Below are 21,492 nucleotides of genomic sequence, written 5' to 3'. Positions count from 1 at the left end.
CCACCCCGATGCGAGCACCGGCCGCCTCCGGATTTCAGTCGGACGAAGCTGCACGCGTCCCAATCCACATCATTGAGTCGGTCGATGAACTCGACAATCGGGTGTAGGCCAGAGGACTATCGCGACGATTCCCACCGTTTCAATTCACACGCGGGCACCCGAATGGACGTATGCTACCGTGGGTAGTTGCAAGAACCTGAGCTGGCTCGGAGGAACGCAATGCGTGGTGGAGTGATCCTGTACCGAGGTTCCGGGGCCGACGCGCGCCGATACCTCGAGTCCGATCGCTCCCGCGCCGACGACTACTATCTCGAGGGCGGCACGGCGCTGGCCGAGTTCTCGGTCGTCGACGGCAAAGGTGATCTGATCGGCGAGGGCGCGCTCGCTCCCGACCAGTACGCGCAGTGGGTCGACTGGATCAACCCGCTCACCGGCGAGTCGATGGGCACGCCCCGCCAGGCTGGAGACTCACGCCACGGATCGCCGCGGTTCGCTGAGATGGTCGTGAACGCGCCGAAGTCGCTGTCAATCGCCGCGGCGCTGCACCCCGAGGTATCCGATGCCCTCGATGCGGCGCAGCGCGAAGCGGTCGCCGAGATTCGCGTCTGGCTCGGGCAGCACTCGGTGACGCGTGCCGGCCCGCGCGGGGCACAGCGAGTAGTGCCGGTCGAGCAGCTCGAGACGGTCGCGGTCTCGCACAAGACCTCGCGGGCCGGCGACCCGCACCGGCACATCCACTTCCAGATCGGCACACGAGTGTGGGCGGATGCCGCGTGGCGAGGTCTCGATACGGCCGCGTTGTTCCGGCAGCAAGGTGCCATCCGCGCGCTCGGCACCGCCGTGATCGCGGCGCACCCGCAGCTCGCGGCCACGCTCGATGCACATGGCCTCACGCTCGATCCGGTGACAGCCCAGGTCACCGAGCTGCAGCCGTTCAACGCGGCGATGAGCAAACGCGCCGAGCAGGTTGCACGGAACCTGGCGCAGTTCGAGAAGGGCTGGCGTGCGACGCATCCGGACCAGGAACCCGGGCCAGCCGCGATGTCGCGGCTGACCGCGATGGCTTGGGATCACGAGCGGCCGCACAAGAAGCCGTCCCAACTCGGCAGCGAGTATGCGTGGCGACGGGAGCTCGAGGCATCCGGCTATCGACCTGATCTCGAGCGCGTGCCGACGCAACGGGCCCTCGCGCTCGATGAGCTGAGCGTGCAGGAAGTCGCGTCCCGCGCGCTCGATCGTTGCGCGGCCGCCGCGTCGACGTGGACGGTGCACGACATCCAGGAGCGCGTTTCGCACCTCGTGACCGAGGGCGGCGTGCAGGCCGACCCGACGCCGCTGCGCGAGTTCATCACGCTCGCCACCGAGCTCGCCAAGGAGAATTGCCTGTCAGTGCTTCCGCCCGATGGGCCGCGTCCTGAGCACGTAGCGCACCTGACGAGCGTGCACGTGATTGCCGTCGAGACCCGGCTGCGCGATCTGCTCACGGCCCGTGCCGCGCGGCCGCGGCAACGCACGCCGGACTTGTCGCGCATCGCTCAGCGACTCGGACTCGACCCGGCACAGACGCGCGCAGCTGCGGCCGTGGCATCCACTCAATCGCTCGTCGTCGTGGAAGGCGCGGCCGGCGCGGGCAAGACGACGATGCTCGCCGCTGCGATCAAGGCGGCGGCGATACAGGGTCGCAAGACCCGCGTGGTCACGCCGACGAAGAAGGCGGCCGACGTTGCGCGCCAGGAACTCGGGGTTGCGGCCGACAGCATCGCCAAGCTCGTGCACGAGCACGGGTGGCGGTGGAATCGCGACGGCGTGTGGACCCGGCTTGCCGTCGGCGACCACGACCCCGAAACGGATGCCGCATACGCTGGCCCCGCGGCATCCGCTCGACTCACGCTCGGCGAGCGAATCGTCGTGGACGAGTCAGGCATGCTCGACCAGGACACCGCGCTCGCGCTGCTGACCCTCGCCGCCGAGGCGGGTGCCAGCGTGGCGCTGGTCGGCGACCGTGCGCAGCTCGCCGCCGTCGGGAGGGGTGGCGTGCTCGACATGGCCGCACAGCTGCTCCCCCGCGTCCATCGCATGATGGCCGTGCACCGATTCGCTGACCCGGAGTACGCAGCGGTGACCGTGCAGATGCGGCGCGGGGATCATCCGGAGGCGGTCTTCGATCGGTTGTGCGCGCTCGGGCTCGTTGCGATTCACGAGAGCCCGGATGCGCAGCTCGAGGCGCTTGCGCGCGAATGGCGCGAAGGTTGCACGATCACCGTTGCGACGAACGACGCGGCGCGCGAACTGAATGCGCGGATACGCGAGGAGCGAGTGCGGGCCGGGGATGTCGATGACGGGCGCACGGTAATGGGGCGCGATGCGCTAAGCATCGGGCGCGGCGATGTGGTTCAGACTCGGCGGAACGACTCTGGCTTGCGGGTGGCGAATCGGCAGGTGTGGGTTGTTCAGAGCGTGGGCGAGGATGGCGCGGTGTGGGTGACCGAGCGTGCCGGTGGGCATCGGCCGCGATCGATCCGGCTTCCAGCTGAGTACGTCGCGAAGTACGCGCATCTCGCGTATGCCTCGACGGCCCACGGGGTTCAGGGCATGACGGTGAACGAGTCGCACACGGTAGTCGGTGATGCGATAGGTGCGACGGGTGTATACGTGGGGGTGACGCGTGGGCGGAAATTGAACCGCGTGCATGTCGTCGCAGCTGACGTGGATGATGCCCGCGAGCAGTTCGTCCTCGCTTCGGGAAGAGACCGAACCGATCGCGGGCTCACGAAAGCCACTGCGGCTGCGCGGGAGGCCGTGGGTGGGCTCGCTTCCGACTCAGAGAAGCAACGCCCTAGACCGAGCTCAGTAGGCGAGACCAGGTTCACTCAAGGCTCCGCACGGAGGAAGCCGGAAGTAGCTCTGGGTCGATGAGCAATGCGTCAACGCCGGATGGAACGTCATTGCCGAGTGGGATCAGATACGGCAGATGGACTACTGGGCGACGCCGTGGTCGATTCGATCGGATCGGCTCGGTGTTGGCCATAGGGTGGGCGCGTGAACGTTCCTGAGTCCCTGCCGCAGATCGCCGCGTTCGTGCTAATGCTCGTTCCGGGACTGACTTGGGCGGTCGTGAAGACCTGGTTGGTCGGAATTCGTGACCCTGACTATGGCGCTGGCGCGCGCGTACTGGACGCGCTTTTCATTAGCGCCGTATTCATAGTCGTTTACGGCGCGAGCGCCCTGGTGATCTTCGTGTTCAACTACTCACTCGAGGTCGCCCAGGGCGTTCTCGAGCGTGCTTACTCGACGTGGCCATCCTGGGCGGTGGCCTCGGCGCTGCTGGGCCTCCTGGTGGTGATCCCCGGCGTGGCCTCGTACTTCGTGAACCGTCGGCGCGTTGATTACGAAGTCACCTCCAAGAGGAGTGACGGATCGGTCGTCACAAAGACGAAGACGAAGCTGATCAACAAACCTGAGTCATTCCCGACCGCATGGGACATGGCCGCCTACGAGGGGATCACAGTTCGATGGGTTCGGGTCCGCCTCGACAAAGAGGTGTATTTCGGTGGGCTCTTCGGGCAGCGGTCGTACGTAAGCACGTATCCGCACGGTCGAGACATATTTATCGAAGAGCAGTGGGAACTTGATAAGGACGGCAGATTTCTTCGCGAGGTAGACCGCTCCCTTGGAGTTTGGTTGGCTGTACCGGAGAGTGCAGTAGTGGAGTGGCTCGATGGCGAGCCGACCGACTAGGAGATGGAGACGCATGGGTGAGAACGAGAAGCGACGTCCCAGCGCGATTACCGGTGGCGCTGGTCCGCGACAGGTTGAAGAGGGCGCTCGGCCCGCACAGCGACCTGAACGGCCGATCAAGCCACCGACCGGCCCTTCCGGCGGTTCGGATGCGGCGTCGAAGCAGCGGTAACCCCATCGGGGCAAGCCGCGGAGCACGCGCCTCCTGCCACGCATGACACCCTCTGGCCTGCATCCCGCATCCTGAAACGAATGACTCCCACTGCACCTCTCCGGGTGGTTTCGTATCCGCCTGGGCTCGCGCCCAACCTCTGGTCTCCCGATCCCGCGGTTATCGGGCATCGGTTCATCCTGGGTCAGATCAACAGATCAGCGCCCAATTCACGCCCGCTGGTCCTGCTCGGAATGAATCCATCGCACGCCAACGAGAACACCTCCGATACAACTGTGAATCGAGCAGCAGAGGCGAGCGTTACGCTCGGGCACTCCGGCTGGGTGATGCTAAACCTGTACCCAGAACGAGCAACCAAGCCCAAGAATCTGCGGTCGTTTGATCAGAAGATCAGCGACCAGAACTGCTTGGCAATCGGGGCCTTCCTGAAGGCCAACGGCATCAGTGAGATCTTCGGTGCTTGGGGCAACCCGCCGAATTCGACCATCCGCCAGGCCAGATCGGCAGTTCTTGGCACGGTAATGAGTCTGGGGATCCGCATCTTCTACTTCGGTGATCTCACGACGAAGCGCGAGCCTCGTCATCTGACTCCTCGGCGAGGCCAGCTGGATCTGTCTGCGGCGAAACACTATCTGTGACTGCGTTGTTGGGTGTGCACGGGCCGCAGCCACTCCCCCGTAGGGCGCGGCTTCGGTCCTGCCGACTAGTCCAACGGCGACTACGGAGCTGTGCCGCGGTCTAGAGCTGGCGAGTTCCTAGCGTCCGGGGTACCGTCGGCGGGCCTCGACGCGACTCCGCCACCGTAAGCACGGATACGTCAGCGGTCGGGTCCCAACCCGAGGGACGCCAGGGGTTCCTGCGGTGGGTCGGGTCGCGTCTTTCATGTCCTCTATCTGGAGCGTACGACGCTACTTCTAGGATCGAATCTGACGGTGTCGACCCAACACACTGGGACCAACAAAAGTGGGCGAGGCGGGTAACGCATGAATGAATGGAAGCCGCTGTCACTCTCGTCGTCGCTGTATGCCCCCGCGTCGGCCTCAACGCCGGCGCCGGTTATCGGGAAGCTGGACGAACTCCCGTTCACTTCCCTGTCGTGGGAGAACTTCGAGCGACTCCAGCTGCGAATGATGCGAGACGTAGAGGGACTCCGCGACGCCCAGCTCTACGGTGAGCGCGGCCAGGCTCAGCTCGGCCTCGACATCGTTGCGCTGGCACCAGATGGCGCAGGCGTTGCACTCCAGAGCAAGAACTACAACCGGTTCTACGCATCACAGCTGAGGGCTGCGGTGAAGAAGTTTCGTGACACAAAGCGACCGTTCGAGGTTCAGAGACTGATCATCGGCGTCGCCTGTGCAGTCAAGAGCACTGGAGCGATCGACGAACTGGCAACCCAGCGCAAGGCACTCCACCCGATCGTCATAGACCTCTGGGATGCCCAGGAACTTTCAACACTCCTGCGGGGTCGTCCCGAGATCGTCATCGAGTACTTCGGTATGCCCACGGCGGAGGCATTCTGCCTGCCGTTCAAGATCGACGTTGCGCACGTCCCCTCGGCAGACGCGGCGGCCGTGAGAGAGGCGATCGCGCGCACCCCGGAAGTCTCTACGGGGGCCCAGGAACTCTTCGACAAGGCCGCCATCACAACCGAGGCAACACAGGCACTCATCCTGATCGAGGAAGGACAGGCCGCTCTTCGGAAGGCGGGTTTCGGGCCTCACGCCGCTTCTCACGACAAGGAGCGCGTTCGCCTGCTGGCGCGCACTGGACAGGAAGTTGAGGCGGCACGACAGGTCCTAGACGATTTCTGGGCGGCGCTCGACCAGGGCCTCTCAGCAACAGCTCAGCTGACGCAATCTCGTATCGACGAGTTGTCGAATCTGGCCGCTGGCAATGAAACAGTTGACCGCTATCGGAAAGTGATCGAGACGGCGATCAGTCTGTACATAAACCCACTCGGCTACCTTCCGGACATCGATAGCCTGCGGAACGGCGATCCCGCTGACCAGGCCCGTCTGATCCTGCTCGCGGGCGAAACTGCTCTTGCCGGCGATGAGTCAGATTGGCTCAATCGAGCCGCCCCTGTCTTTGCCGAGTTCTCGCGACTTCCCGCTCTCGATGAGGTACTAGTTACGAGGCTCCGACTCCTTGTTGCCGAGTCCACCCACGATTGGACGGAGCTTCTCACTGATGCCCGAAAACTGACCCTCGGCTATGGCATCTCCGGTCTTGTAACCGCTCGCCACGCGCGCAGCCTTGCGCGGCACCAGAAGTTCGTGGAGGCGGACCTCGCATGGGATGAAGCTTCCGGCTTCGCTTCTCTCGCCTCCCAGTGGGGCGAGGCGTCGACGTGGATCTTCAGCAGACGCGCCTACCGCTCACGCTGGAACCCATTCACCAGCAATGAACTCCTGCCTCTGCAGACCGCAATCCGGGAGATGGGAAGCTCCAAGCCCCTCGTGCCAACGTCTGAGAGCGCTTATGTGGATTCGTTGTCGGCCTTGGCTGAGGGGAACCTTCGCTCTGGAGCCATCTCGGCTCAACGGGCTCTACGTGATGCAATCACAACGAGCGACTGGGTGGGCGAGGAACGCGCGCGACGGGTGCTCGCGTCGATCCTTATCGAGTCGGATGAACCTGCACTGGCGGCCCACCACCTCGCTCAGGTCGGCGCCACCAAACAGATCGAGACGCTCGGCAAGTCTCTGTCCCTCGAGTTCCTCGACATCACCGCTGATCTAGATGCACCGAACTACTGGACCGTCGGCGCAACATACCGCCTCCTTTCGGCACAAGCAGATCTCGTCCCGGACGCCTTGGTGAGCTCCATCGCGGAACACATCACCGATGAGTTGGATGCGGCGGAGAAGGGGACCCGCCCCGACCTGCGCGCGTTCGCGCCCTCCCGATACAACAACGCGATAAGGGCACTGGCGGGCATCGCCGGCCGCATCGATCTCGCCTCCGCAACCGCCGCGCTGAGTCATTTTGAGCGTCAACCAGTCGTGGAGGAGAACCACTACCGCTACCACGACGACGACGAGGCCCTGGCCGTGGCGAGGATCGCAGTCCGCCATCCGAGTCTGGCTCCCCGCGCCATGGCACACCTCGTACCCCTCCTCGGACGCGCGCAGGGAGCCCGAACCCATACCACCCGAGACGTAATCGAGAAGTACAACGCGCTCGCTCACGACGGGCTCACCGCGCTCGCCGCAGCAGGGAACCACTGGGCACAAGAAACCCTCGCTCTGGGTGATCCGTCAGACATCGACCCAGACGTTGCGTCCGCCGCACTGGCGCGGCTCACCTCGCCCTTGACCCACGCGGCCGGCGTCTACAGCGCGGGTACGAACGCAGTTGGAGACTCACTGCTAGTTACCCATCTCGCCCCCGAGTTGATCAATACCGCTACCGCAGCGCTACTTGTTCGCGCCGACGATCCGCACATCAACTCCGGTGACCGCGGTGAGTATCTGATCGCTGCAAGCAACCTGGGGCGCCACCTCACCGAGGCGCAGCGGACTACACACTTCGAAACCGCGATGAGGCTCGCCACCTCCCCGACGCCGTCCGATCACGACGCCCTCAACGAGCAGTACACCCACAAGCTCGGCGGCTTTCGCATAGACGGGATGCCGCGCAGCAGCCGTGGACAGGCACTGGCATTGGCGGCCACCCTGGCCTCAACTGAGATCCAACGCAAAGAAGTTAGGCGTGTCGTCTACTCGCTGCTCGGCGAGAAGGAGGACTACTGGCCGACAATGGCGCTTCAGCGCCTTGGTGACACAGTAAAGGATGACCTAGCCTTCCTCGCGACACAGGGATGGGCGATCCGGAGCCTGGTCGCAGGATTATGGGCGACACATGGCGAACCAGAACATCTCGGGGAACGCTTAGCAAGAGATCCCGACGTTCGAGTTCGGCGAGCTCTGGCCCGGGCTTTGGTTCAGCAAACCGATCGGAAGTACCCAGGCGTTCTCGACGCCCTAGCTGCTGATCCAGCCCATAGCGTTCGCACGGTGCTCACGGAGGGCGGCACATAACCGGACCCACGAGAGCTACGTCGAGCGTCGGACGCGTACGCCACGATGGAGTCGTGAGTGAGGAACCGATGAACGGCTGGACAGACGAGGACGATGCGTTGGTCGCCTACGAGTCTCTCCCAGACTGGCATCCCGCGCTCTTCGTGGATGTCTTTCGCACAGGGCTTGAGATGGAACACCCGGATAAACGCAGTCTGCTCGCCGGGGCGTTCATCACTCCGGAGTCGCTCGAGTTCTGGGGGGATTTCTCGCGGGCACGCGCGGTGTTCGCAACCCGGCTAAAGATCAGCATGACCGCGATGTACGGAGTCGGCGCGCCCGACGTGGCATATGTGCGCCTCGTGGAGACCGACGAGCACATCAACCACGACCTCTACTCCGTTATTGCTTCGATGCACGTCACGCTCGTGTGGCGCCCGGAGATCGCCATTCTGCCCAACAGTGCCTGGCGCATCCATCACCTGGGCGAAGCTATTGAACCCACGCTCGTGCCGCGCACGCAGCCGGGGTTTGACCCACGAACTCAACCTTGAGTCGGTCAATCTGTCTGGGCCCGATGACGGTCCGACGGCTCAATCTTGTGCCATTAATGTGCCATTAAATGCGCGAAAACCATCTGAAACCAACTGTGACCGTTTCGAAGAATCCCTGGTCAGCGCGATATCATGTCCATAGAAACTGAGCGAAAACCGCCCAGGCTCACTGAAAATCGAAAGGTCACGGATCGGTGCCGGTCGGAGCCGCACAAACCCCCCGGCTTCACCGGGGGTTTCTCGTGTTAGAGGACATTCCTCGTGGCGCTCGTGAGGCTTTCCGGGAATCCGCCGTCTGGTTCGTTTCGACGGTTCGCCGCCCGCGTTCTTGAGTGCGTCGTTCAGAGCCGCACCGGCTTGAATCCTGCGCTGCGCGCTCAGGAGGCGGTGAGGCCGGTGCGGAAGCCCTCCCGCCAGCTCGCGTACTTGGGCGTCCAGCCGAGCTCGGCCTTCGCCTTCGCGTTCGAGGAGCCGCGGGCGGTCGTCATCCACGCGACGCCGAAGTCTCCGATGAGGAGGCGCGCGACCCAGGCCGGCACGCGCATCGGGCGCTTCGCCCCCACCGCGTTCGCGAGCGCGGGCAGCCACTCGGTGACCGGGGCGGGCTCGTCGTCGACGATGTTGTAGACGCCTGCGTCACCCTGAGTGATCGCCGCCACCGTCGCCGCGACGGCGTCGTCGATGTGACAGAACGACCAGACTCCGGCGCCCGAGCCGACGATCGGCACCTTGCCCTTCCGCACCGACTCGAGCATCTCCCCTCCCTCTCCGAGCGACTGCCCGGGCCCGTAGAAGTTGCCGAACCGCAGCGCGAGCCCGCCCGCGGCCACCGCCGCACGCTCGGCGTGGGCGATCGCGGCCAGCGTGTTGCGCGCCGCAGGCACGGGGTTCGGGTCGATGGGGTCGGCCTCGGTCTTCACGGCCGCCCCGGCGTGCTCGTTGGTCCACCCGGTGTAGCCCTGGACCACTATGCGGCCGGTCCCGGCCTCCTTCGCGGCCGCGATCAGCGCGTCGGTGCCGAGCGTGCGCATCCGGTTGGTGACGGCGAAGGTCTCGTCGAACCGCTTGAAGTCGAAGCTGCCCGACAGCGCGGTGAGCTGGTGCACGAGCACGTCGGGCTTCGCTTCGAGCACCGTGAGGCGGATGGATGCCGGGTCGGTGCCGTCCATGATCACCCCACGGCCGCCCGCAGCGGCGATCCGCGCCGCGCCCGCCTCACTCCGCGCCGTCCCGGTGACCTCGTGCCCGGCCGCGACCAGCAACGGCACGAGCCTCGAGCCGACGGCTCCCGAACCACCTGCGATGAAGATCCTCATGATGTGTCCTCTCTCTTCACCCCCTCCGACGAACGACCGTGCCGTGGTGTGACAGCCGACGCGAAAGTCGTGTGACAAGCTGTGCGGATGGTCGATCTCGTCGTCGAGGCCGCCCGGCTCCGACCGCTCATGTTCTCCATCGCGTACCGCATGCTCGGCAGCGTGAGCGAGGCGGAGGACGTCGTGCAGACGGGACTCCTGCGGATGCACGAGCGCGTGCAGGGCGGCGACCCGATCGATCGCGCCGACGCCTTCGCGTCGACCGTCGCGACGCGGCTCTCGATCGATGTGCTCCGATCGGCCCGTCACACCCGCGAGCTGTACGTCGGCCCCTGGCTGCCCGAGCCGTTGCTCGTCGACGACGCCGACCCGGCCCACCGCATCGAGCACGACGAGACGATGTCGTTCGCCGTGCTCACGATGCTCGAGCGGCTCGGCCCAGTCGAGCGGGCCGTGTTCGTGCTGCACGAGGCCCTCGGGTACGACTACCGCGAGATCGCCGAGATGGTCGATCGCGACCCGGCGGCGTGCCGTCAGATCATGCATCGCGCGAAGCAGCGGCTGGCTACGGGCGGCGCGCGGTTCGAGGTGGATGCCTCGGAGGCCGCTCGGATCGCGGGCGAGTTCCTCGAGGCGCTCCGCGATGGCGACGTCGACGGAGTCATGCGGCTCCTCGCCGCCGACGTGGTGATGACGGCCGACGGCGGCGGCAACGCGCCCGCGATCCAGCAGCCCGTGTCGGGCGACCTCGCGGTGGCCAGGTTCCTCGTCGGCCTCATGCGGCGCGGCGAGGCGCTCGGCGTTCAGGTCGAGCCGACGGTCGCGAACGGGGAGCAGACGCTGCTCTTCCGCGGCCGTGACGGAGCCCTGCTCTCGGTGCTCGCCCTGCACGTCGAGGATGGCGTGGTGCGCTCGTTCGCGAACCAGCTGAACCCCGACAAGCTCGGGCACCTCGGCCCGGTCGGAGACCTCTTCGCCCTGCTGCGCGACGGTGTCGCGGGCGTGCGCTGACGCGAGACTCAGCGCGTCGAGTCGAGGATCGCCACGAGCTGCTCGTCGGGAGTCGAGCTGGAATTGATCGACCTGGCGGGGTTCGACCGTCCGGTCCTGAGCGAGCGGCTTCGCGCTGACCGCCTCCCCGCGGGTGACCCGCGCAGTCCGGGCCGGGTCAGACGAACCGCACCCAGTTCGCGCCGTTGCCCGTCTCGGCCTGCTGCCGCAGCTCGAGTCGGTCGCCGTCGACCGCGTAGAGCGACACGGTGGTCGACCTCTCGCCTGCCGCGACCAGGAACTTCCCGTCGGGGCTGATCGCGAAGCCGCGGGGCTGCGTCTCGGTCACCGTGAAGCTCGTCGCGGCCGAGGGCGAGGCATCCGTTGCGATCGGAAGCGCGCCGAGCGTGCTCTCGGTGCGCTCCGACGCCCACAAGAACCGGTCGCCCGAGCCGAAGTGCAGGTCGGCGCCCCAGATGTAATGGTTCGCGAGCGGGTCGGCGCCGAACTCGCTGTGTCCGAGGTTCTTCGACGGGTCGACCGCCGACGCGGCATCGTGGAAGGTCAGCACGCCCGACTCGGCATCGCGCGAGTAGTGGAGCACCTCGCCCGAGAACTCGGTCAGCACGTAGACGGCATCGCCGCCCGCGTTCAGCACGAGGTGGCGAGGGCCGCTGCCGTCGGGGGCGGCGACCGTCGCCGGATCGAGGGGCGTCAGCGAAGCATCCGATGACAGCGCGTACTGCGCGAGCAGGTCGGCCCCGAGGGAGACGAAGTACGCGAACCGGCCGTCGGCGCTCGGGAGCACGGCGTGCAGGTTGGGGAACTCGATGCGCGACGTCGGCTCGGACACGACACCGTCGACGACCGTCGAACTGATCCCATAGCCACCGCCGTACGAGGCGCCGAGCAGCACGCTGCCGCCGCGCGCGAGGGCGAGGTAGTTCATGCCGCCGTCGGGAAGGTCGAGACGCGATTGCGGGGTGAGGCGTCCGGTCGCGCGGTCGAGCGCGAGCGTGACGATGCCGGGAACGTCGCCCTTCACGCCCGCGTAGACGAGGTCACGGTCGGCATCGACCACGAACGTCGAGGTGCCCGTGAGCCCTTCGGTGACGGCGATGCGCTCGAGCGCGCCATCCTGCAGGTGGAACGTCGAGATGGAGTCGTCGCCGGAGTTCGCCACGAGCACGAGGGAGGAGGTCATGCCTCGATCGTATGACCGACGTCGCGGGTCGCCGACGGGGTTGCCTTTCGAGTCAGCGAGATACCACCGGGTCACTTCGCCCGCTCTCACCGGTGCGTCAGCATGCGGTCGAGCAGCCGATCGAGCAGCTCTCCCGCCTGCGGCGCGAGCTCGCGGTCCGCGAGCATGGCCTGGGCGAGACCGGATGCCGCCGCGACGATGAGCCGAGCGTCGATTTCAGCGGTGCGGCGGTCGGTTCCGGTCAGCACGATCCGATCGCGCACAAGGGTCTCGAGATAGTTCGCGGCACCTGCGGCATCGCGCGAGGGCGCGTCGGAGGCGCCGCCGGTGATCTCGTCGAAGAAGAAGGCGTTCAGCACCATCGAGTCGTCGCGGCGCGCGGCGTCGACGGGGAGAACCTCGAGCAGGATCGCCCGGATGACCTCGCGAGGGTCTGCCGCGTCCGCGTCCGCAGCCTCGGAGACGGCGGACGCGATGTGGAGGGCGGCGTCGGCGGCCACAGCCTGCCTCGTCGCCCGCAGCACGTCGTCCTTCGTTCCGAAGTAGTACTGCACGAGCCGGACCGAGAGGTCGGCTTCTGCGGCGATGGATTGGAACGTCGCGGCCGGCAGGCCGCCACGCGCGACCACGCGACGCGCGGCATCCGTGATCTGTCGGCGGCGGTGATCGTGGTCGGCCAGACGGGGCATCCCTTCATGGTACGGTCATATCAGCATAGTGATACGTTCGTATCACAAAGGAGGCGGAGAAGGATGACCCGATCATCGAAGGTTGGAACGTTCGCGAGCGCGCCCGCTCGCGAGACGTATCTCCGCGCGTACGACTCCATGGAAGCGCTGTGGCCGATGGCCGCCGAGAAGATCGACGTCGAGACGTCGTTCGGGACGACGCGGGTGCTGCGCTCAGGGAATGATCGACGGACGCCGCTCATCCTCTTCCACGGGTTGAACGGTTCGGGACTGTCGTGGCACTTCGCGATCGAGGATCTCGCACGCGATCGTGAGGTGCTCGCGGTGGACATCCTCGGTACGGCGGGCCGCAGCATCCAGACCCGGCCGTACGCCACCGAGGCCGACGTCGGGGCCTGGTTCGACGAGTTGATGTCAGGACTCGAGCTGGACGAGGCCCATCTCCTCGGCGAATCGCACGGTGCATGGATCGCGGCGATCGTGGCGATGCACGCGCGCCGAAGCCCGGCATCGCTCACGCTCATCGAGCCCAACGGGTTCATCGTGCGCCCGCGGACCACGGCGCTGCTGCGATTCGCGGCACTGTCGGCCCGCCCGACCGAGTCCGGCTGGCGCCGGCTGTCGGAATGGCTGACGCCCGGCGTGTCGTTGACCGACGAAGAGAAGGCGGTCGCGCGTGCGGCGATGCGCTACCGCCCCGGGCTCGGCTGGGCACGAGTGCTGCACGCTGACGAACTGGCGCGCATCACCGCGCCGACCCTCGCGGTCTTCGGCGGCGAATCCGTGCTCAGCAGGCCCGAGGCTGCGACATCCCGGCTCCGTGGGATGCTGCGGGAGGTCACCACAGTGACGGTTCCCGGCGGCGGGCACGCCGTCCACGCCCAGCTTCCGGAACTGGTGCGGCCGGTCGTCCTCGATTTCCTGGCCGCGCATGACCGCACCGCTACTGGAAGTAGATAGCCGCCTGACCTACCAGATGACGCCGCCGCCGACGGAGATGCCGCCCCACGTGAGGGCGATGAAGATCGCGGCGAAGACGACGGGCGCGATGCCCTTGCCGCTGCGCGAGAGCCCCTTCAGGAGGGCGATCACGGCGAGCACGGCGGCGATGACGGAGAGTCCGCCACCGACGATCAGCCCGATGAACAGCGGGATGGGCATGAGCACGAGGCCGGCCAGCGCGACCCAGAACGCGGCCCAGGCAGTCGGATTGGAGCTTCGCTCGACAGAGGAGGACATGCTTCATTATCGCGTGTCCGTGCTCGCAACCCGGATGCCCAGATTCCACAGGATGTCCCCAGGGCCGCTGCCGGCCTGTGCGGATCACTAGAGTGGCACGCGGTCCAACGATGAGCCGTCCGGATCGCACGCGCTGTCGAAGCCAGAATCCGGAGGAAACCGACCGATGACCATCGCCCCGACGCCGCCAACCGAAGGCGCGCCCGCTGCACGCGCCGGATCATCGACGAGGACTCCCGCCGCCCCCGCCAAGCTCGCCTTCGCCACGCAATTGCTCCTGATCGTCTGCGGCGTCATGTCCATCCTCACCATCGGCATCGAGCTGTTCGGGGTGAGCGCGGCGACGAGCTACCTCGGCGGTTCCGAGTCGGCCATCGTCATGATCGACCTGTACGACCAGAGCGGCTTCCTGGTCGCCATCCTGTCGTCGGCAGTCCTCATCGCGACCGGCGTGCTCTGGGTCATCTGGCAGTATCGGGCAGCCAAGCAGGTCGATGATCGGATGCGGCGCGCGCCGGGTTGGCACGTCGGGTCCTGGTTCGTTCCGGTCATCAGCTTCTGGTTCCCGTACCAGAACATCTCCGATCTCTGGCGAGCGGCCGGGCGCGCTCGGCCCTCGTGGCAGATCGCGTGGTGGCTGCTGTGGCTCGGCGGCAGCGTCGTCATCCAGCTGTCGACCCGCACGTCACTCGCCGCGCAGGACCTCGAACAGTTCCGTACCGCGATGTGGCTGAGCATCCTCGGCGAGATCCTCGTCCTGGCCGCCGCACCGTTGGCGTGGCTGACCGTCCGCGGAATCACGCAGGGGCTGCTCCAGCGCTCCGCGCTCCCGGTGCCGTCGCACGCAAGCTGACGACCGTTCGGATGCCTCGGCGCCTCGGTGGCACGAGCGGATGCTCCTCAGTCGATCGGTTCGAACTCGTTGAGCCGCCAGGTCTGGTCGAACCAGGCCTCGAGCGGACCGTAGATGCGGAAGAGCTGGAACCACGCCTTGCCGGGGATCGTCTCGACCCAGTTCGATTCCTTGCCCTCGGGAGGGGTCGGCCCGAAGTAGAGGTCGTACGAGCCGTCGTCGTTGGCCTGGACCTTGCCGTCGTTGCTGGCGACCGCGGGGTACGGCGTTGACGGCACGACGAGCAGCGACCGGGTCTGGGTGTCATAGACGTCGACGGCCCAGAAGTTCTTCGCCGGCGGGTTCGCGTCGACGTGCAGGCGGTAGGTGCGGGCGCCGTCGAGCAGGTCGCCGTTCGCATCGTGCACCGTGTAGGCGTACGCCGAACCGGCCCCGACCTGGGCGTGCGCCATCGCCGGCGTGATCACCGTGGCGAGGTAGTGGAACTGGGTACGGGCATCGAGCAGGCGCGCACCGTTCCTGAGGAACTCGTAGCTGCCGCCGACGAAGCCGTTGCGCCAGGAGCCGTACAGCACCGCATCGGGATCGCGCGGCGCGTACGCGATCACGCGCGCGATGCCGGCGGCGATCGGGGCCGCCTGCTCGAGGATGCCCCTGAGTCGGGCATCCGGGGCGAAGGGTTGTCCCTGCACGATGCCGATGCCGGCGAGCTGTCCGGCACGTTCGGCGTCGAGCGCCTCGACCGGCTCCTCCTGCACGAGCGCGGCGACCTCCTCGTAGAACGAGAAGTCGTTGGCGTGCACCGTGTTGAACGGGGCTTCCGCGAGATTGACGAACTCGTTCGCCTCGGGGTTGTCGGCCTCGGCCAACGGGTAGATCCGCGTCTGCTTCATGGCCGGCACGCCGCCGAGGGCCCGCAGCACGACGAAGTTCGTGTACGTGGGCGTGCGGTACGCGAAGTACCCGTCGGGCACCTCGCCGTCGTAGCCCGGCGGGAGGAACAGGTATTTCCCGCCCGCCCCGCGATCGGGGCCGGCGATGCCCATGTCGGCCACGTACCGGAACCAGAAGTCGTCGACGACGCAGAGCGACTGCGGTGGCGCCTCGATGACTGTGGGGCCCCAGGCTTTCAGGTCGAGCATCGTGACGCCGTACGTCGTCTCCGTGTTCGGCGTCAGGAAGAGCGCCTTCGACGTCGCCCGCGGTTCGGTGATGCCGATCTGGCGGGGCGTGCCGATACCGGCCGCCCGAAGTCCGTTGCGGAACGCCACCAGCGAGGCGCCGGGCACCGCGTTCAGGAACACCTCGATCGCCCGCATCAGGTCGAGCGCATCGTACGCGGTCGAGACCGTCTCGGGCAGCGGCAGCCCGTCGAAGAAGCGAAGATCACCGAACGGTGATGGAACGGTGTCGGGCGAACTCAGCGAGGCCACCGCCCGCGCCATATCGTCGGTACTGAGCCCAGTGCGCTGCTGATCGGACATGCATCTCCCCCAATGATGTTCGTGGCCTCACTCTCGCAGCGGGCGTGCCCGACGGCAAGCGCGGCTCAGCCGCCGGGCGCCTCCTGCCCACTCAGCGCCCGTTCGAGTTGTTGCAACTCCATCGCGAGCCGGTCCGGCCCATGGCGGTCGAATCGGTCGAGGGACATCATGTAGACGCCCCGCGCATCGGCCGGCGAGCAGCCGAGCAACTCGGCGATCCGGTCGATCGACGCTCCGCGGTCGGGCGAGGGCTCGAGCAGCAATTCGACGATCTGGGGCAGCTGCGCGCGTGCCGCGACCATCGCACGCAGCATGGCGAGGCGGGACTCGAGATGTGCACGTTCATCGGGTGGAGGTCGACGCGGTGCCGCCTCGGCGCGACGACGCGCGATCCACTCAGGCGTGAGCTGCACGCGGAGCGGCTCGCTCGTGCGAATCGAGAGGTCCATCAGCCACGCATGCACCTCGTATTCCGCGGGCTCGAGGTCGTCGAGCCCGCTCATCGCGAGACGTGCCCTCACGCGCCCGTGCTCGCCCGGGTCGAGGGGAACGGCGCTCTCGCCCTCGCGTCCCGCGACGAACGCGAAGGAGCCGCCATCCCGACCCGGACCGACGAGCGTTGCTGTGACGTAGAACCCATCACCGTTCGGGATCCACCGCTCGTCGCCCGTGTTCACGACATCGATCCAGAGGTGGTCGAGATCCGGATCGGACCTGGTCACCTCGGGCCACCGCAACTCGAGCCCCCGGCCTCGATTCCGTCGGCTCGGGCGGAGCGCGTGCTGGTCGGGATAGACGTGCAGGCGACCTCCTGCGAGCGCATCCGACGACACATCGAGCCGCGCGACCCGCCAACGCGCGCCATCGCCATCGGCCGGCGCCCCGAGCACGAACCCGTGGCGATCGTCGAGCACGCGCCATCCATCGCTCGGCACCGGCTCCGTGTCATCCGGCCCATTGTCGACCGGATTCGGCGCCGGCGCACCGAGCCGGGCGAGCAGCACGTCGAGCGGTTCGCCCTTCGCCGCGATCACGTCGGGTTCGACGTCGATCGGGCCGATCTGCGGCATGTCCATGAAGTCCACACCCCGAGCCTCCCACGCGATGCGCGACCTCACCACCGCGCTGGGCGGGCCGCGCTGCTAGCGTTCCGCCATGGGTCTCTCAACGCGGACGGTCATCCTCGTCGTCGCGATCACCATCGCCGTAATCGCGCTCATCCTCGCGGTGGTCTTCGGGCGGCCGATCTACCTGCTGATGGCCGCGATTCCGGTAGCTTCCGCGGTGATCATCGTCGCGCGGGGCGGCCGCCGCGCACGCACGGCCGAACCCCGGAATGACGAATAGCGGGTGAGACGAATTGAGCAGGATGATGTGCCCATGAACCGTTCTCGCGCCGCCACCGCCGCCTGGGTCGCCGCCGGCGCCCTGACCATCGCGGGCGCCGTCATGACGACCTGGGCGGTCGTGGCCACCCCGAGCGCAACGTTCGGATGGTTCGCCTACCAGCCGCTCGCGAGCAGCGTGCTGTTCCCGCCGGGGTTCGTCATGCTGTCGCACGCTGCCGTCTTCGGAACGTTCGTCACGATCGTCGGCCTGCTCACGCTGAGCTTCCTGCTCGGGCGGCACCTCGGGCGCGCGCATACGCGGCACGAGCAGCCGACCGACAGCTGACGACACGGACCCGAACCCCCGCAGACGACGAACGCCGGCCCGAGGGCCGGCGTTCGCGTTGCGCGGCCGGGGCGACGGATGCCGCCGCCCGGCCGGACAAGCTCAGGGCAGGACGGTGATGTTCGCGGCCTGCGCACCCTTGGGGCTCTGCTCGACGTCGAATTCGACGCGCTGGTTCTCTTCGAGCGTGCGGAAGCCTCCGGACGCGATCGCGCTGAAGTGCGCGAACACATCGCTCGAGCCGTCGTCCGGCGTGATGAAGCCGAAGCCCTTTTCGGCGTTGAACCACTTGACGGTTCCGGTGGTCATGTTGTTTTCCTTCGTGTTCTTCGGTCCGCTGGATGCTGGACCGTCGCACGCATCCCGAGGGGTGCGCACGGCTTTCCCCCGACGGAAGTCCGCCGAGGAGGTGTGTTCATCCCGACCGCGCGCATCGAACCGAGTGCCGCAGACGGGCGCTCGAGGGTCCGGTTGCTCCGGGGGCTGTGGGGATGGGGGATGTTCGTTTCCGGACGGTCTTCGACTTCCCAGCCGGCTTCGCGCGGGTGAGCACCCGCTGTGGATGGGGGACAGCCTACCCCGCGGCACCCTTCGTGCGACAGGGATGTCTCCGCGAAACGCGACTCAGTTCAGCTCGACGACGGTCATGCCCGACCCGCCGCCGCCCGCGCCCATCGCGGCGAGGGCCGCGGGCACGTCGTCGAGGCGGATCGTGCGCCCGACGAGCTCGATGGGTCGGAACGCGCCCGTGACGACCGCACCGAGCATCTCGGGGTACTCGCGCACGGTCATGCCGTGGCTGCCGAGCAGCTCGAGCTCCCCCGCGATCACCGCATCCATGGGCATCGCGGCGAGCGCGGCATCACCGGTCATCAGCCCGATCTGCACGTGCCGGCCGCGCTTGCGGAGGCTGCGCACCGACGCGAGCGACGTCTCGATGCTGCCGAACGCGTCGACCGAGACCTCGACGCCGCCCTCGCTCACCTCGCGCACGCGCTCGGCGGCGCCCTCGCCGCCCCGCACGGGGATCGCGCCGAGCTTCTCGACCGCTTCGAGCGCGGCGTCCGAGACATCCACGCCGTAGGTCTCGACGCCGGCGGCGACGGCGATCATGATCGCCGAGAGTCCGACCCCGCCGCATCCGTGCACCGCGATGCGCTCGCCGGGCTGGAGCCGGCCGCGCGTGATCACCGCGCGGTAGGCGGTCGCGAACCGGCAGCCGAGGGATGCCGCCTCGACGAAGCCGAGCGCGTCGGGGAGCTTCACGAGGTTCAGCTCGGCCTCGTGCACGATGACCTCTTCGGCGAACGAGCCCCAGTACGTGAACCCCGGCTGCTGCTGCGCGTCGCACACCTGCTCGTTGCCGGACCGGCACTGCGCGCACCTGCCGCAGGCACTGATGAACGGCGCGGTCACGCGGTCGCCGACCTGCCAGCCGCTGTCGGCCGGGATCTCGGAGCCGAGCTCGAGCACCTCGCCGGCGAACTCGTGCCCCGGAACGTGCGGCAGGCTGACCGTGTCGTCGTGGCCCATCCACGCGTGCCAGTCGCTGCGGCAGAGGCCGCTCGCGCGCACCCGCACGATCGCCCCGCGCGGCGGACAGTTGGGGCGATCGACGTCGACGACCTCGGGTTCAGCACCGAACCCGGCGTAGCGCACCGCGCGCATGCTCCTCCTCGTACCGGCCCCCGGAAATCGGCCCCACGAAAGTATGCCGCCCGACCCGCCCCGGTTCGCAATCCGGCGCGTGGTGCGGGTAGACGGATGCGCCAGAATCGTGGGATGCGCTTCGTCGTCGCCGTCCTGCTCGCGGCCGTCTGCTTCGGCACGACGGGCACCGCGCAGGCCCTCGGCCCCGACGCCGACCCGCTGTCGGTCGGCGCGGCGCGACTCGTCATCGGCGGCGGCGCGCTCGCAGTGGTCGCGGGCCTGCAGTTCGTGCTCGCGAGACGACGCGACGGCGATCGGGATGCCTCGGGCCGGAGCATCCGTTCGCGTGACGCCGCTCGCCGGCTGCCCGCCTGGCTGCTCGTCCTGATCGGCGCCGCCGGCGTCGTGGCCTACCAGCCCGCGTTCTTCGCGGGCACGGCGGCCAACGGCGTCGCCGTCGGCACGGTCGTCGCGCTCGGATCGGCGCCTGTGCTCACGGGAGCCCTCGACTGGGCGGTGTCGCGGCGGTTCCCGGGCCCGCGCTGGGTCGTCGCGACGGCGATCGCGACGGCCGGCGTCGTGATCCTCGCGCTGGCCACCGACGGGTCGGACGCGGCCGCCGACCCGCTCGGCCTCGCCGCCTCGCTCGGCGCCGGCGCCTCGTACGCGGTGTACACGATCGCCGCGAAGGCGCTCATCGAACGCGGCTGGAGCTCGACCGGCAGCATGGGCGCCCTGTTCGGCGCGGCTGCGGTCGTGAGTGTGCCGCTGCTCCTGTCGACGGATGCCTCGTGGCTCGCGACGCCCGCCGGCATCGCGATGGCGCTCTGGCTCGGGCTCGTGACCACGACGCTCGCGTACGTGCTCTTCGGCGCGGGCCTTCGCGGGCTCGCGCCCGCGACGGTCTCGACGCTCACGCTCGCCGAGCCGCTGACCGCGGGGCTGCTGGGCGTGCTGCTGCTCGGCGAGCACCTCGCGCCGGCGGCGTGGCTCGGCCTCGCCGTGCTCGCGGCGGGCATCGTGGTGCTCGCCACCGGGGCGGTCGGCCGCGGTCGACGCGCGGGCGGCGGCGGCAGTGGTGGCGGCAGCGGTGGCGGTGGCGGCAGCGGCGATCGACCCCTCGCCGATGTCGGCGGTCGGGGCTAGCTTCAATCCATGGACGTCATCCTCATCCCCGGTTTCTGGCTCGACGCATCCTCGTGGCGGCAGGTGATGCCCGTGCTCGAAGAGACCGGGCACCGACTGCACCCGGTCACGCTGCCGGGCCTCGAGTCGGTCGACGCCGACCGGTCGGGCATCGGCCTGGCCGACCACATCGCCGCCGTGGTCGCGCTCGTCGATCACCTCGACGGCCCCGTCGTGCTCGTCGGCCACTCGGGCGGCGGGGCGGTCGCGCACGGCGTGGTCGACGCGCGGCCCGATCGCATCGCGAAGGTGATCTACGTCGACGCCGGCCCGCTCGGCGACGGGCAGTCGATCAACGACGAACTGCCGGTGGTCGACGGCGAGGTGCCGCTGCCCGACTGGTCGGTCTTCGAAGAGGCCGACCTGGTCGACCTCGACGACGACCTGCGCGCGGCGTTCCGCGCCCGCGCGATCCCCGAGCCTGCCGCGGTCACGAGCGACCCGATCCGGCTGACCGACGAGCGCCGCTACGACGTGCCGATCACGGTCATCGCATGCGAGTTCCCGAGCTCGCTGCTGGTCGAGTCGATCGCCGCGGGCGCCCCCTGGGTCGCCGAGCTCGCGCGGGTGAAGCAGGTCGACTACGTCGACCTGCCGACCGGTCACTGGCCGCAGTTCACGAAGCCCGTGCAGCTCGGCCAGGCGATCGCGGCGGCGCTGCCGGTCGCCTGAGCTGATCGCAGCGGGCGGTGCCGAACCGCCGCACTCGGCGGATCGACTCG

At 67.9% G+C, this 21,492-nt stretch carries 20 protein-coding genes; 12 read left to right on the top strand and 8 right to left on the bottom strand.

What is annotated here, in order from left to right; all coding sequences use genetic code 11:
• Positions 1-231: 231 nt before the first annotated feature.
• From mobF to GE115_RS09600, 5 genes are all read left to right on the top strand, one after another.
• Positions 232-2,916, top strand: a complete 2,685-nt coding sequence (gene mobF, locus GE115_RS09620) for a MobF family relaxase (protein ID WP_312855050.1) — start codon at positions 232-234, stop codon at positions 2,914-2,916.
• A 123-nt stretch (positions 2,917-3,039) separates the two neighbouring features.
• Entirely contained in the window at positions 3,040-3,738 is a 699-nt protein-coding gene (locus tag GE115_RS09615; protein ID WP_153684574.1) for a DUF6338 family protein, read from the top strand.
• A gap of 252 nt (positions 3,739-3,990) precedes the next feature.
• On the top strand, positions 3,991-4,548 hold the full coding sequence (locus tag GE115_RS09610) for a DUF1643 domain-containing protein (protein WP_153684573.1): 558 nt from the start codon (positions 3,991-3,993) through the stop codon (positions 4,546-4,548).
• A gap of 345 nt (positions 4,549-4,893) precedes the next feature.
• Positions 4,894-7,953, top strand: a complete 3,060-nt coding sequence (locus tag GE115_RS09605) for a hypothetical protein (protein ID WP_153684572.1) — start codon at positions 4,894-4,896, stop codon at positions 7,951-7,953.
• 53 nt (positions 7,954-8,006) lie between these two features.
• A complete protein-coding gene (locus tag GE115_RS09600) occupies positions 8,007-8,486 on the top strand; it encodes a hypothetical protein (RefSeq protein WP_153684571.1) in 480 nt (159 codons plus the stop codon).
• Between the two features lie 377 nt (positions 8,487-8,863).
• On the opposite strand, the gene GE115_RS09595 is transcribed toward GE115_RS09600, so the two are convergent.
• The gene (locus GE115_RS09595) at positions 8,864-9,802 is read right to left on the bottom strand and encodes an NAD-dependent epimerase/dehydratase family protein (protein ID WP_153684570.1); all 939 of its coding nucleotides are present in this window, start codon (positions 9,800-9,802) and stop codon (positions 8,864-8,866) included.
• 87 nt (positions 9,803-9,889) lie between these two features.
• On the opposite strand from GE115_RS09595, the gene sigJ reads away from it, so the two are divergent.
• Positions 9,890-10,813, top strand: coding sequence for an RNA polymerase sigma factor SigJ (sigJ, locus tag GE115_RS09590; RefSeq protein WP_153684569.1), 924 nt, complete (start codon positions 9,890-9,892; stop codon positions 10,811-10,813).
• 157 nt (positions 10,814-10,970) lie between these two features.
• Here sigJ and GE115_RS09585 read toward each other — a convergent pair whose 3' ends face one another.
• Both GE115_RS09585 and GE115_RS09580 read right to left on the bottom strand, forming a co-directional pair.
• Positions 10,971-11,996, bottom strand: a complete 1,026-nt coding sequence (locus tag GE115_RS09585; protein WP_153684568.1) for a lactonase family protein — start codon at positions 11,994-11,996, stop codon at positions 10,971-10,973.
• 86 nt (positions 11,997-12,082) lie between these two features.
• Complete coding sequence (locus tag GE115_RS09580; protein WP_153684567.1) at positions 12,083-12,685, bottom strand: TetR/AcrR family transcriptional regulator; 603 nt, start codon at positions 12,683-12,685, stop codon at positions 12,083-12,085.
• A gap of 63 nt (positions 12,686-12,748) precedes the next feature.
• Here GE115_RS09580 and GE115_RS09575 point away from each other — a divergent pair, with 63 nt between their 5' ends.
• Complete coding sequence (locus tag GE115_RS09575) at positions 12,749-13,645, top strand: alpha/beta fold hydrolase (protein WP_153684566.1); 897 nt, start codon at positions 12,749-12,751, stop codon at positions 13,643-13,645.
• 9 nt (positions 13,646-13,654) lie between these two features.
• On the opposite strand, the gene GE115_RS09570 is transcribed toward GE115_RS09575, so the two are convergent.
• Positions 13,655-13,924 carry a hypothetical protein gene (locus tag GE115_RS09570; RefSeq protein WP_153684565.1) on the bottom strand — a complete coding sequence of 90 codons (270 nt, stop codon included), beginning with the start codon at positions 13,922-13,924 and terminating at the stop codon, positions 13,655-13,657.
• 166 nt (positions 13,925-14,090) lie between these two features.
• On the opposite strand from GE115_RS09570, the gene GE115_RS09565 reads away from it, so the two are divergent.
• Complete coding sequence (locus GE115_RS09565; protein WP_153684564.1) at positions 14,091-14,777, top strand: DUF4328 domain-containing protein; 687 nt, start codon at positions 14,091-14,093, stop codon at positions 14,775-14,777.
• A 47-nt stretch (positions 14,778-14,824) separates the two neighbouring features.
• On the opposite strand, the gene GE115_RS09560 is transcribed toward GE115_RS09565, so the two are convergent.
• Together GE115_RS09560 and GE115_RS09555 are read right to left on the bottom strand one after the other, a co-directional pair.
• Positions 14,825-16,261, bottom strand: coding sequence for a DUF1254 domain-containing protein (locus GE115_RS09560; protein WP_172979802.1), 1,437 nt, complete (start codon positions 16,259-16,261; stop codon positions 14,825-14,827).
• Between the two features lie 65 nt (positions 16,262-16,326).
• Positions 16,327-17,346: a hypothetical protein gene (locus GE115_RS09555; protein WP_153684563.1), complete on the bottom strand. Its 1,020-nt coding sequence runs from the start codon at positions 17,344-17,346 to the stop codon at positions 16,327-16,329.
• Positions 17,347-17,416: 70 nt separating this feature from the next.
• Between GE115_RS09555 and GE115_RS09550 the strand changes: the two genes are divergently transcribed.
• Both GE115_RS09550 and GE115_RS09545 read left to right on the top strand, forming a co-directional pair.
• On the top strand, positions 17,417-17,608 hold the full coding sequence (locus GE115_RS09550) for a hypothetical protein (protein WP_153684562.1): 192 nt from the start codon (positions 17,417-17,419) through the stop codon (positions 17,606-17,608).
• Between the two features lie 33 nt (positions 17,609-17,641).
• Positions 17,642-17,935, top strand: coding sequence for a hypothetical protein (locus tag GE115_RS09545; protein WP_153684561.1), 294 nt, complete (start codon positions 17,642-17,644; stop codon positions 17,933-17,935).
• Between the two features lie 102 nt (positions 17,936-18,037).
• Here the strand turns inward: GE115_RS09545 and cspE are convergent, their stop codons facing one another.
• Both cspE and GE115_RS09535 read right to left on the bottom strand, forming a co-directional pair.
• A complete protein-coding gene (cspE, locus tag GE115_RS09540; protein ID WP_153684560.1) occupies positions 18,038-18,244 on the bottom strand; it encodes a transcription antiterminator/RNA stability regulator CspE in 207 nt (68 codons plus the stop codon).
• Between the two features lie 315 nt (positions 18,245-18,559).
• Positions 18,560-19,603, bottom strand: a complete 1,044-nt coding sequence (locus GE115_RS09535) for an alcohol dehydrogenase catalytic domain-containing protein (protein ID WP_153684559.1) — start codon at positions 19,601-19,603, stop codon at positions 18,560-18,562.
• Positions 19,604-19,717: 114 nt separating this feature from the next.
• Here GE115_RS09535 and GE115_RS09530 point away from each other — a divergent pair, with 114 nt between their 5' ends.
• Positions 19,718-20,731 carry an EamA family transporter gene (locus tag GE115_RS09530; protein WP_153684558.1) on the top strand — a complete coding sequence of 338 codons (1,014 nt, stop codon included), beginning with the start codon at positions 19,718-19,720 and terminating at the stop codon, positions 20,729-20,731.
• A 9-nt stretch (positions 20,732-20,740) separates the two neighbouring features.
• Complete coding sequence (locus GE115_RS09525; RefSeq protein ID WP_153684557.1) at positions 20,741-21,442, top strand: alpha/beta fold hydrolase; 702 nt, start codon at positions 20,741-20,743, stop codon at positions 21,440-21,442.
• The last annotated feature ends 50 nt before the right edge of the window (positions 21,443-21,492 follow it).

Source organism: Agromyces agglutinans (genome assembly GCF_009647605.1).
Taxonomy (GTDB): Bacteria; Actinomycetota; Actinomycetes; order Actinomycetales; family Microbacteriaceae; genus Agromyces; species Agromyces agglutinans.
This window is presented reverse-complemented; position numbering and strand designations above follow the sequence as displayed.

Bases quoted from the DNA above. Each gene is read 5' to 3' on its own strand.
- GE115_RS09545 (WP_153684561.1), top strand. From the start codon at position 17,642: ATGAACCGTTCTCGCGCCGCCACCGCCGCCTGGGTCGCCGCCGGCGCC.
- GE115_RS09610 (WP_153684573.1), top strand. From the start codon at position 3,991: ATGACTCCCACTGCACCTCTCCGGGTGGTTTCGTATCCGCCTGGGCTC.
- GE115_RS09560 (WP_172979802.1), bottom strand. From the start codon at position 16,261: ATGTCCGATCAGCAGCGCACTGGGCTCAGTACCGACGATATGGCGCGG.
- GE115_RS09605 (WP_153684572.1), top strand. From the start codon at position 4,894: ATGAATGAATGGAAGCCGCTGTCACTCTCGTCGTCGCTGTATGCCCCC.
- cspE (WP_153684560.1), bottom strand. From the start codon at position 18,244: ATGACCACCGGAACCGTCAAGTGGTTCAACGCCGAAAAGGGCTTCGGC.
- GE115_RS09530 (WP_153684558.1), top strand. From the start codon at position 19,718: ATGCGCTTCGTCGTCGCCGTCCTGCTCGCGGCCGTCTGCTTCGGCACG.
- sigJ (WP_153684569.1), top strand. From the start codon at position 9,890: ATGGTCGATCTCGTCGTCGAGGCCGCCCGGCTCCGACCGCTCATGTTC.
- GE115_RS09595 (WP_153684570.1), bottom strand. From the start codon at position 9,802: ATGAGGATCTTCATCGCAGGTGGTTCGGGAGCCGTCGGCTCGAGGCTC.
- GE115_RS09585 (WP_153684568.1), bottom strand. From the start codon at position 11,996: ATGACCTCCTCCCTCGTGCTCGTGGCGAACTCCGGCGACGACTCCATC.
- GE115_RS09550 (WP_153684562.1), top strand. From the start codon at position 17,417: ATGGGTCTCTCAACGCGGACGGTCATCCTCGTCGTCGCGATCACCATC.
- GE115_RS09575 (WP_153684566.1), top strand. From the start codon at position 12,749: ATGACCCGATCATCGAAGGTTGGAACGTTCGCGAGCGCGCCCGCTCGC.
- GE115_RS09580 (WP_153684567.1), bottom strand. From the start codon at position 12,685: ATGCCCCGTCTGGCCGACCACGATCACCGCCGCCGACAGATCACGGAT.
- GE115_RS09565 (WP_153684564.1), top strand. From the start codon at position 14,091: ATGACCATCGCCCCGACGCCGCCAACCGAAGGCGCGCCCGCTGCACGC.
- GE115_RS09570 (WP_153684565.1), bottom strand. From the start codon at position 13,924: ATGTCCTCCTCTGTCGAGCGAAGCTCCAATCCGACTGCCTGGGCCGCG.
- GE115_RS09535 (WP_153684559.1), bottom strand. From the start codon at position 19,603: ATGCGCGCGGTGCGCTACGCCGGGTTCGGTGCTGAACCCGAGGTCGTC.
- GE115_RS09525 (WP_153684557.1), top strand. From the start codon at position 20,741: ATGGACGTCATCCTCATCCCCGGTTTCTGGCTCGACGCATCCTCGTGG.